At 69.0% G+C, this 10,048-nt stretch carries 7 protein-coding genes, 2 tRNA genes and 1 pseudogene; 4 read left to right on the top strand and 6 right to left on the bottom strand.

Annotation, left to right across the window (positions count from 1 at the left end):
• A pseudogene (locus tag AC1D0A_RS21385) lies at positions 1-710 on the top strand (HNH endonuclease); the annotation flags it as partial.
• Positions 711-871: 161 nt separating this feature from the next.
• Here AC1D0A_RS21385 and leuD read toward each other — a convergent pair.
• Together leuD and leuC are read right to left on the bottom strand one after the other, a co-directional pair.
• Complete coding sequence (gene leuD, locus AC1D0A_RS21380; protein ID WP_018773513.1) at positions 872-1,474, bottom strand: 3-isopropylmalate dehydratase small subunit; 603 nt, start codon at positions 1,472-1,474, stop codon at positions 872-874.
• Positions 1,475-1,568: 94 nt separating this feature from the next.
• Positions 1,569-3,023 (bottom strand): 3-isopropylmalate dehydratase large subunit, encoded by a 1,455-nt coding sequence (leuC, locus tag AC1D0A_RS21375; protein ID WP_243177120.1) that lies wholly within the window; start codon positions 3,021-3,023, stop codon positions 1,569-1,571.
• A gap of 130 nt (positions 3,024-3,153) precedes the next feature.
• Between leuC and AC1D0A_RS21370 the strand changes: the two genes are divergently transcribed.
• Entirely contained in the window at positions 3,154-3,873 is a 720-nt protein-coding gene (locus tag AC1D0A_RS21370) for an IclR family transcriptional regulator (RefSeq protein WP_026266447.1), read from the top strand.
• A gap of 13 nt (positions 3,874-3,886) precedes the next feature.
• Positions 3,887-4,423: a DUF1697 domain-containing protein gene (locus tag AC1D0A_RS21365; RefSeq protein WP_459385143.1), complete on the top strand. Its 537-nt coding sequence runs from the start codon at positions 3,887-3,889 to the stop codon at positions 4,421-4,423.
• Between the two features lie 34 nt (positions 4,424-4,457).
• On the opposite strand, the gene AC1D0A_RS21360 is transcribed toward AC1D0A_RS21365, so the two are convergent.
• The 4 genes from AC1D0A_RS21360 to AC1D0A_RS21345 all read right to left on the bottom strand — a co-directional run bounded on the left by AC1D0A_RS21360 (position 4,458) and on the right by AC1D0A_RS21345 (position 8,323).
• Positions 4,458-6,110, bottom strand: a complete 1,653-nt coding sequence (locus tag AC1D0A_RS21360; protein WP_476946780.1) for a GTPase — start codon at positions 6,108-6,110, stop codon at positions 4,458-4,460.
• Positions 6,107-7,879 (bottom strand): dynamin family protein, encoded by a 1,773-nt coding sequence (locus AC1D0A_RS21355; RefSeq protein WP_476946781.1) that lies wholly within the window; start codon positions 7,877-7,879, stop codon positions 6,107-6,109. The genes AC1D0A_RS21360 and AC1D0A_RS21355 overlap by 4 nt, the downstream gene beginning before the upstream one ends.
• Positions 7,880-8,049: 170 nt before the next feature.
• Positions 8,050-8,122, bottom strand: a tRNA-Glu gene (locus AC1D0A_RS21350).
• Positions 8,123-8,251: 129 nt separating this feature from the next.
• A tRNA-Gln gene (locus tag AC1D0A_RS21345) sits at positions 8,252-8,323 on the bottom strand.
• A gap of 345 nt (positions 8,324-8,668) precedes the next feature.
• On the opposite strand from AC1D0A_RS21345, the gene AC1D0A_RS21340 reads away from it, so the two are divergent.
• Entirely contained in the window at positions 8,669-10,033 is a 1,365-nt protein-coding gene (locus AC1D0A_RS21340; RefSeq protein ID WP_476946779.1) for a hypothetical protein, read from the top strand.
• Positions 10,034-10,048: the final 15 nt, after the last annotated feature.

Below are 10,048 nucleotides of genomic sequence, written 5' to 3'. Positions count from 1 at the left end.
CCACCGAGCGGCACGTCAGCCTCCGACCGGCCCCCGACACCATGTGCCACCTCACCGCCCTGCTCCCCGTCGCCCAGGGCGTCGCCGCCTACAAGGCCCTCACCGGGCACGCCGACACCCTCCGCGCCGCCGGGGACCCGAGGGGCCGCGGGCAGCTGATGGCCGATGCCCTGGTCGAACGCAGCACCGGCACCCCGGGCGGGATCACCGGGGTCGAGATCCAGCTCGTCATCACCGACCGCACCCTCTTCCAGGCCGGCGCCGAACCCGCCCGGCTCCCCGGCTACGGCACCGTCCCCGCCGGCTGGGCCCGGGAACGCATCGGCGCCGGGACGAACGCCAAGGACCGGGACTTCAAGACCTGGCTCCGGCGGCTCTACACCCACCCCGGCACCGGCGAGCTTGTGGGGATGGACTCCCGCGCCCGGCTCTTCCCGCCCGGGCACCGCCGCTTCATCCAGGCCCGCGACGACACCTGCCGCACCCCCTACTGCGACGCGCCCATCCGCCACCTGGACCACATCATTCCCCGGCACACCGGCGGCCCGACCACCACGGACAACGCCGCCGGCCGCTGCGAAGCCTGCAACCACACCAAAGAAACCCCCGGCTGGACCGCCCACTCCGCACCCGGCCCCCGCCACACGCTCGAACTCACCAACCCCACCGGCCACAGCTACCAGTCCACCGCACCACCCCTGCCGGGGTCACTGCTTCGCCCACCAGCCACAGACCAGCCAGGTTCCGGGCCGGGTTCCCGCCAGCTTCACCTGATCCGGGCCGTCGAGTCTTACAACTCGACGGCGGCACGTCATTGCCAGGCACATCACTGGGCTCCGGCCCTCGGCCCGGGAGACTCAGGTCTGGAACTCTACGACAACCGGGCGGGCAGCGTCTTGGGCTTGAAGGAAGGCCGGGTGGCCTCGTACGCGGTGATGTCGGGTTCGTGCTTCAGGGTCAGCCCGATGTCGTCCAGGCCCTCGAGGAGGCGCCACCGCGTGTAGTCATCAATCTCGAACGGCGCCACAATGTTGCCGCACTGCACGGTCTTGGACACGAGGTCCACCGTCACCTCGGTGCCCGGGGCGTTTTCAAGTTCTTTCCAAATGAGCTCGATGTCATCCTGGGCGACTTCGGCGGCAAGCAGGCCCTGCTTGCCGGAGTTGCCCCGGAAGATGTCGGCAAAGCGCGAGGACAGGACCGTCTTGAAGCCGAAGTCCTTCAGCGCCCAGACGGCGTGCTCGCGGGAGGAACCGGTGCCGAAGTCGGGACCGGCCACCAGAACGGATCCTGCATTGAACGGCGCCTGGTTCAGGATGAAGGACGGGTCCTTGCGCCACGCGGCGAAGAGCGCGTCCTCAAAGCCGGTGCGCGTGATGCGCTTGAGGTACACGGCGGGGATGATCTGGTCCGTGTCGACGTTGCTCTGGCGCAGCGGGACACCGATTCCGGTGTGAGTGGTGAACTTTTCCATGGCGGATCCTTCGGGACTGTGTGGATCGAAACTGTATGGATCGAGGCTGTGTGGAGCGAGGCTTCGGATCTGGGCGGGAACTGCGCGGCGGAGACTACGCGGCGCCGACTCGGACCGCCGCGGACTCCGGAGCAGGGTCCAGATCCGACGGCGAACTGAGGGTGCCTCGGACCGCCGTCGCCGCAGCGACCACGGGCGAGACGAGGTGGGTGCGGCCGCCCTTGCCCTGGCGCCCCTCGAAGTTCCGGTTGGATGTGGAGGCGCAGCGCTCCCCCACCTCCAGCTGGTCCGGGTTCATGCCCAGACACATGGAGCAGCCGGCGAAGCGCCACTCGGCCCCGAAGTCCTTGAAGACCTTGTCCAGGCCCTCAGCCTCAGCCTCAAGCCGGACGCGGGCGGAGCCGGGCACCACCAGCATGCGCACGGCCGGGTCCTTGGTCCGGCCCCGGATGATGTCGGCGGCGGCCCGGAGGTCCTCCATCCGGGAGTTCGTGCAGGAGCCCAGGAACACCGTGTCCACCCGGATGTCCTTCATCGGGGTGCCGGCCTCAAGCCCCATGTACTGCAGGGCGCGTTCGGCGGCGGCCTTGGCGTTCTCATCGCCGAAGTCATCGGGCGAGGGCACCTTTGCGGACAGCGACACGCCCTGGCCCGGGTTGGTTCCCCACGTCACGAACGGTTCCAGGGTGTCGGCATCGAGATCCACCTCGACGTCGAACGCTGCGTCGTCGTCGGTGTGCAGCGTGTTCCAGTATTCGACGGCGGCATCCCAGTCGGCGCCCTCGGGCGCATGCGGGCGGCCGTGCATGTAGTCGTACGTGGTCTGGTCCGGAGCCACCAGCCCGGCGCGGGCGCCGGCCTCGATGGACATGTTGCAGATGGTCATCCGGGCTTCCATGGACAGCGCACGGATTGCGGAGCCGCGGTATTCCAGCACGTAGCCCTGCCCGCCGCCGGTGCCGATCTTGGCGATGACGGCCAGGATGATGTCCTTGGCGCTCACGCCGGGGCGCAGCGTGCCCTCAACATTGATCGCCATGGTCTTGAACGGCTTCAGGGACAGCGTCTGGGTGGCCATGACGTGCTCCACCTCGGAGGTGCCGATGCCCATGGCGAGCGCTCCAAAGGCACCGTGGGTTGAGGTGTGCGAGTCGCCGCAGACCACGGTCATGCCGGGCTGCGTGAGGCCCAGCTGGGGGCCCACCACGTGCACGATTCCCTGCTCGGCGTCGCCGAGGGAGTGCAGGCGGACGCCAAACTCCTGGCAGTTGTTGCGAAGGGTCTGGATCTGGGTCCGGCTGGTGAGATCGGCAATTGGCTTATCGATATCCAGCGTGGGAGTGTTGTGGTCCTCGGTGGCGATGGTGAGGTCCGGGCGGCGCAGCTTGCGGCCGGCGAGCCGCAGACCTTCAAAGGCCTGCGGCGACGTCACCTCGTGCACCAGGTGGAGGTCAATGAAGAGGAGATCCGGCTGGGCGTTGACTCCTTCGCCGTCCCCCTTGCGCACAACGTGCGCGTCCCAGACCTTCTCGGCCAGTGTCTTTGCCACGGCCTGCTCCCTTCACTGCGGTAAGTATTGTGCGTTCCGACGGACTATCTCTTCCACTGAACCAGCACAGCCAAGTAATACGCCAGCGCGTTGACTTGCATCTCAGATAATGAGACGTCAATATCATTACATGGACAATTCTAGTGGAGTCGGTGTCATCGATAAAGCGGCCCATGTGCTTGACGCACTTGAGGCCGGCCCCACCACCCTGGCGCAGCTGGTGGCGGCCACGGGACTGGCCCGGCCCACCGTGCACCGGCTGGCTCTCGCCCTGGTGCACCACAGGCTCGTGAGCCGCGATATCCAGGGCCGCTTCGTGCTCGGGAGCCGTCTGGTGGAACTGGCCTCCGCCGCTGGCGAGGACCGCCTCATCGCCTCCGCCGGCCCCGTGCTCATGCAGCTGCGCGACGCCACCGGCGAAAGCGCCCAGATCTTCCGCCGCCAGGGCGACTGGCGCGTCTGCGTGGCCTCCGCCGAACGCCCGATCGGGCTGCGCGACACCATCCCCGTCGGCACCCAGCTGTCCATGAAGGCCGGCTCCGCCGCCCAAGTGCTGCTGGCGTGGGAGGACCATGACCGCCTCCTGGAAGGCCTCCAGTCCGCCCGCTTCACCCCCACCGTCCTGGCCGGAGTACGACGCCGGGGCTGGGGCCAGAGCCTCGGCGAACGCGAGCCCGGTGTCGCCTCCGTTTCCGCCCCCGTCCGCGGGCCGTCCGGCCGCGTGATTGCCGCGGTGTCCATCTCCGGCCCGATCGAGCGCCTGACCCGCCAACCGGGGCGCCTGCACGCCGAAGTGGTCTGCAACGCCGGCCGTGTCCTGACGGAAGCGCTGCGCAAGACCAACGACTAAGTATGCTGTGGCCATGAACAGCTATGCGGTCTTCCTGCGGGGCATCAACGTGGGCGGCATCAATATCAAGATGGCCGATCTCAAGAACGCCCTGAAGTCCCGGCCATTTTCGGGTGTCGTGACCCTGTTGGCCAGCGGCAACGTCGTGCTGGCCAGCGAGCTGGATCCGGCCGGCGTCAAAAAGGAATTCGAGGCGTGCCTGCGGGAAACCTTCGGCTACGACGCCTGGGTAGTTGTGCTCACCGCGGGCCGTGTGGCAGCCCTGGTCGACGCGTGCCCCTACCCGGCCGACGACGCGTCCACCCATACGTACCTGACGCTCGCCTCTGATGAAGAGGTCCTCTCGGAGCTGCTCGAGGCAGGCAGGGCCTTGGACAGGGCCGAGCTCACCCGGCTGGGCCCGGAAGCCCTGGCCTGGCTCGCCCCCGCCGGCGGCACTCTGGACAGCCCTTTCAGCAAGCTCTCCTCGAAGGCGAAGTACAAGGCTGCCACCACCACACGCAACCTCCGCACCATGATCAAGGTCCGCGACGCCGCGGCCGGGATTTAGGCAGGCCGCATCCGGCCGGCCGCGCACGGACGGCTCACTGCCGACCCGCGGCGGCCTTCAGCGTGGCAGTGAACTTCGCCAGGCGGCTGACCTCACGTTCCACGGGCACCACGACAAGTTCCCCCGCGACGGCGGCGACGGCGGCTGTCAGTCGCTTCCGTGCCACGGCACTGCGTGACGCTGCCGCAGCTCTGGAGATGAACCGCGCCCCAATCGCCAGGACGATGCCCAGCAGCAGTCCCCCGGCGATCATCACGGTAGGAACCGGCCAGCCCTGGACCCGTGGGACCTCGGGCACGGGCAGTTGCAGGTAGCCGAGCGCAGCCAGTACTCCCAGCCACGCGAACCCGGCCAGGGCCGTTACCAAGGCGAGCCACTGAACCGCATTGAACCCACCCCACCACCAGGACTTCGTGCCAGCGGACAACTCTGTGGAGGCAATTGCCTGGTCCAGGGCATCCGGCAGCCGGTCGTTTGCTTCCCGGGCGGCGCCGCGGATGGCCGCCCGCCACGGGCCAGGGGCACCTGCGGACGCCGCCTCAGCGAATTCCCGGACGGCGGCATCGGTCCGCGCCTGTTCCGGCGCCCCGGCAGGAGGCAGCGAGGTCCGGTTCAGCTCAGGTATGGCGCCCTCGCGGCGCAAGTTCAGACGTCGCAGCGGATCCGGCCGGAACCTTGCCAGCCAGCGGGTCACCGGCCAGCCCGTGCGCCGGGTTGCCTCCAGGCGGTAGGACCGGGCGACGGCGTCGACCACCAACGGCACATTGGCGGCCACAGCCAACTCCCCCGCCAGCCGGGCCTTGGACGCGGCCGTCGCACCGGCGGCCGTCCCGCCACCCGCGGCCGTCGTGCCGCCCGCGGGCAGGCCGGACGCCTCGGCAAGCCGGGCGGCGGCCAGCGTGACATCTGCCGCGAGTCGCTGTGACATCGCTTTACGCTGCATCGCCACCTGCCGGATCGCGGCGCGCACCTTGTCCACCCCCGTCCCCAACACGGCGGAAGCCCCGAGGACCTGAACTTTGTCCAGCCCGTCCCGCGCCAGGATAGCTGTGAGGGATTCCAGGACCGGCCGGACCTCGTGCTCCGGGAGCCTGTCGATCTGGTTGAGCACCACGATCGTCACGGCCCCGTGCGAGGACAGCGGGGCCAGGAAATCGTTGTGCACGGCGGCGTCGGCATATTTCTGCGGATCGAGGACCCAGACGAGGACGTCCACGAGGCCCACCATCCGCTGCACAATCTCCCGGTTGGCGGCCCTGGTCGAGTCAAAGTCCGGCAGGTCCAGAAGGATCAGCCCGGTGTCGTCGTCGGCGAACCCTTTGATCGGCGCCGCAGCGTGGCGCTTTCGGACCTCCAGCCAATCCAGCAGCGCATCGCTGCCTTGGACGCCCCAAATGCCCGCCAGCGGCTCGGTGGTGGTCGGCCTGCGCACGGCCGCCGTCGCGATCTCCTCGCCGCTTACCGCATTGAAGAGCGATGACTTGCCGCTGCCTGTGGCTCCAAAAAACCCAACCACCGTGTGGTCTCCGGACAGCGACCGCCGCGAACTCGCGCGGTCGAGCACCTGCAGGACACCGGCCAGGGTCTCCTCCGGGAGGACTCCGGATGCGAGCTCTGTGGCGCTGTTGAGCGCTTCCAGTCTGCGATCGAGCTGGGACGCCTCGCGGGCGGCGCCATGACGGCTCATGACGCGGCCGCCAGCCGGCGCAGTGCCGCCGCATGGCCGGCAATGGCTGAGGGCGGCACGCCGCCGTCGACCTTGAGCCGGGTCAAGAACCGCTGGCACTCCGCCGCCAGCAGGCTCTGGCACCGCAGATGCAGGTCTTCGCGCGCGGTCCGGGCGAGCCGGCGGACGGCGTCCTCCCCGAATACTGCCTCCAGGAGGCGCTGACCCACGACGGCGGTGCCGCCGGCGACCCCGATCTCAAGCCCGGTCAGGCCCGCGGTCATGGAGAACACCACAATCATCAGGGCAGCGCCGAGGCCGTTGATGCCGAAAGACAACCAGCGGGCCTGGGTGCGCTTGCCCTGGCCTTCGGTGCGGATAAGTTCCATCAGGCTCCCCTGCCAAGCGCGGATTTCGGCCGCCACAGCGTCCGCGAAGCCCTCGGAGGCACCGGAAACATCGTCGGTGCCCAGCACCTGCCTGCCGGCGGGGTCTGAACGCCACCGCTGGTCGGTGTGCTCGGCGGCCTTGGCGGCTTGATCGACAATGACCGCCTGCAGTCCCGTTTCGATCGCGGTTTCCACCCTGACTGCAGGCGCCGGTTCACCCCGGACGAACGCGCCCACGCGGTCACGGAAGCGTCCGATGTTCTGTTCCATGGCGCGGAAGAACTCCCCGGTCCCGACGAAGTCCTGCCAGCGTGCCAGCACTTCGCCGCGCAGCAATGCGCCGTCGCGGGTGGCCTCAAGGATCCTGGCCACGGCGTCGTCATAGGCGTTGCGGGCGTCGGCTGCGAGAACATCGGCTGCGTGCTGCTGTTCGGACAGCGCCTGCTCCGCCGCGTCGACGCGGTGGGCGAGGGCGAGGAGGGTGCCGTTGAGGGTGCGCCGGGCTATTCCGGCCCGTCCCGCGGCGTCCCCTGCCAGCTTCCCGAGCCAAACGCGCAGCGGCTCGACGGCCTCTGCCGGAAGCATCCCTGCGGCATCCAGCGGCAGCTCCGGCACCACGAACAATTGGGCGGCCCCCAGCCCTTCCCGGCTCAGCATGGCCTGCAGATCGGCGCTAACTTCCGCTTCCGCGGCTGGCGGCACCCGGTCCAGGACCACGGCCACCATGATGTCGCGGGAGGCCGCATCCAGGAGCAGGCGCCAGGGCACGGCGTCGGCATACCGGTTGGCTGTGGTGACAAACACCCAGAGGTCCGCGGCGGCAAGCAACTGCCCGGCCAGCCGCCGGTTGTTCTCGGAAACGGAGTCGACGTCGGGCGCGTCGATCACGGCGATTCCGGGCGGGACCGCGGAGTCGGAGACCAGGACCAGGGAAGTCACCGGGCCGGGATCCAACGCCGCATCAGCCGGGGCCTGCGCCCGGCCGTCCACGAGGGCACCCCGGATGCGGCCCAGGGCCGGCAGCACCCGCTGGCCCTCAAACCAGGCGGCGTCGGCGGGATGGTGGAGCAGGATGGGCTGGCGGGTGGTGGGGCGGATCGCACCGGCCCGCGTGACGGGGTGGCCCACCAGGGCGTTGACCAGGGTGGATTTTCCGGCCCCGGTGGAACCGCCCACCACGGCCAGCAGGGGCGCATCGAGGCTGCGGTACCGGGGCAGGATGTAGTCATCGAGTTGAGCCACGGCCCTTCGAAGGTCCAGGCGCGTTTGGTCCGTCCCGGGCAGGGCGAGCGGCAGCCGGAGGGCCGCGAGGTCCTGCCGCACTGCCTCCAGAAGGGCCACGCCGGTTGCGGCCCCGGGGCCGGTTTCATGGGAGCTCACTGCATCATCATGCCAGTTCAGAACGTGGTTCCTGCGGGGGCGCCGCTGCGCGGAACCAAAGCGCCATGCGCAGCGCTTAGCGGGACCCGGCGCGCCCGGCAATACGCCGGCGGACGAGTCGCGCCTGGAAGCCCAGCCAATCCGGGAAACGAAAAACGGCCCCGGGCTGATGCCCGGGACCGTTTTCATTGTGACCCCAGCGGGATTCGAACCCGCGTTACCGCCGTGAGAGGGCAGCGTACTAGGCCGCTATACGATGGGGCCGCGTACTTCCTGAACAGCACTTCTGCCATTCAAGCCAAATGATTGTTTCATACATTTGGCCGCCGTTTCAAATCGGACCAGCCGATTCAAAACTTCCGAATTTCAGCGGAAACCCGCGGAACTTCAGAGCTGGGATACCAGGACTCGAACCTAGAATGACGGTACCAGAAACCGTAGTGTTGCCAATTACACCATATCCCAAAGGCACTTTCGCTCCGGATGTTTGGGCCTAAACCCTCGCTCCCGGCGCCTCAGCACGAGTAATTACTTTACCCGAGAGTTTTCACTTCCACAAATCGGGCGCAAGGCGGCGGGATCGGGCCGCCGGGGAGGGCCGCGCGCGGCGCCGATGGCGGCAATACCCGCGCCAGCCCTTGCCAATCCGGCGGAAACACGTTTACGCTCGGTAAGTTACCAACGAGTAACCACCCCTCCCCCACTCCGCTGCGGGCAGCTTTGCGCTCATTTTCCGGTGTTAGCTGCGTCACAGCTGCTGGGGTGGCCGTCAGCGGAGCCGCTGCCGGCGGGAACGTCGAGAGGAATCATGTGCCACAGAGTCGTGCCGCTATCAGCAAGACCCGGACCCGTGCGCAGCAACTCGCCATCGCCACCCTGGCGTTGCTGCTCATTGCCCTGCTGGGGTTCTATACCCTCGTCACGGGCCGCATCACGGACGGTTCGGCCAAGCTCAGGGACGGGGCCGCCCAGGCGTCCGCCGGAGCCGGCCAGCTGGACAACGGCGCCGGGAAACTCGCCAACGGCGCCAGCCTGGCCGATACCGGGGCTGGAAAACTTTCCGCGGGGGCGGAAAAGATCTCCTCGGGCATCAGCACCAAGCTGGCACCCGGGGCGGACAAGCTCCAGGCCGGTGCCGGCAAGTTGGCCGAAGGTGCCGTCAGGATCGAAGCCGATGTCACCAGCAAGCTGGCCCCCGGCGTCTACAAAGTCGACGACGGTGCGCAGAAGCTCGCGGCGGGGGTCGTACAGCTTTCGGCCGCGCTGACGCCGACGCCGGCGGGCAACGCAGAGAACAACCTCGCCGACGGGGCCACCCGTCTCGACGGCGGCGCCGCCCAGCTGGCCGGCGGCACCGCCGCGCTGGCAGGCGGCACGGACCAGCTCAAGGGCTACCGCGGTGCCAACGGCAATCCGGAGGCCGGAACCGGGACCGCGGCCCTGGCTCAGGCGCTGGAACTGCTGGAGGCGGCGGCAGATGACCCGGTCAAGGGGCTCGTTCCGCTTTCCGTGGTGAAGGACAAGATCGCCAAGATCACCGCGGGCGCGCACAAGCTCGACGCCGGTGCCAGCCAGCTGCAGGCCGGCGCGGGCCAGCTGAACGCAGGAACGGGCAAGCTCAAGGCCGGCTTCGCGACGCTGGCCGCGAAGCTCAACAGCCAGGACCCCGGCAGCCCGGGCGTGGTGCTGGGCACCCGGCTCCTGGCCGACGGCACGTCCAGGATCCGGGTCGGGATGGACGGGGTCCCCGGCGACCCCGAGCACCCGGGCCTGCTCAAGGCCGCCGCCCGGATGACCGAGGGCAGCTCGCGCCTGGCCGACGGAACCGTGGCCCTGAACGCCGGGATCCAGGGCAATCCGGCCGATCCTGCCAACCCCGGCCTGCTGGGCGGCTCCCAGGCCCTGGCCTCCGGGGCCTCAGAACTCTCGGCCGGCAGCACCAAGCTGGCGTCCGGCTCCTCGCAGCTGGCCACGGGGGCGGACAAGCTCGCGGACGGCAACGCCCGGATTGCCGATGGCACCGGCACGCTGTATTCCGGAGCTGCCGCGGTGTCGCCCACCAGCTTGCTCCGGCAGTCCGACGCCGCCACAGCACTGGGACTCGTCGCAGTGCTGGCCCTTGGCGCCGTTGGCGCCTTCCTGGCGCTGCGGAAGAGGCAGGCCGGACCACGGTAGCTTCCGGTGCCGGTT

This window comes from Arthrobacter sp. P1_D4 (assembly GCF_056406115.1).
This window is presented reverse-complemented; position numbering and strand designations above follow the sequence as displayed.

Coding starts and splice junctions, on each gene's coding strand:
- leuD (WP_018773513.1), bottom strand. CDS start 1,474: ATGGAAAAGTTCACCACTCACACCGGAATCGGTGTCCCGCTGCGCCAG.
- AC1D0A_RS21370 (WP_026266447.1), top strand. CDS start 3,154: ATGGACAATTCTAGTGGAGTCGGTGTCATCGATAAAGCGGCCCATGTG.
- AC1D0A_RS21365 (WP_459385143.1), top strand. CDS start 3,887: ATGAACAGCTATGCGGTCTTCCTGCGGGGCATCAACGTGGGCGGCATC.
- AC1D0A_RS21360 (WP_476946780.1), bottom strand. CDS start 6,110: ATGAGCCGTCATGGCGCCGCCCGCGAGGCGTCCCAGCTCGATCGCAGA.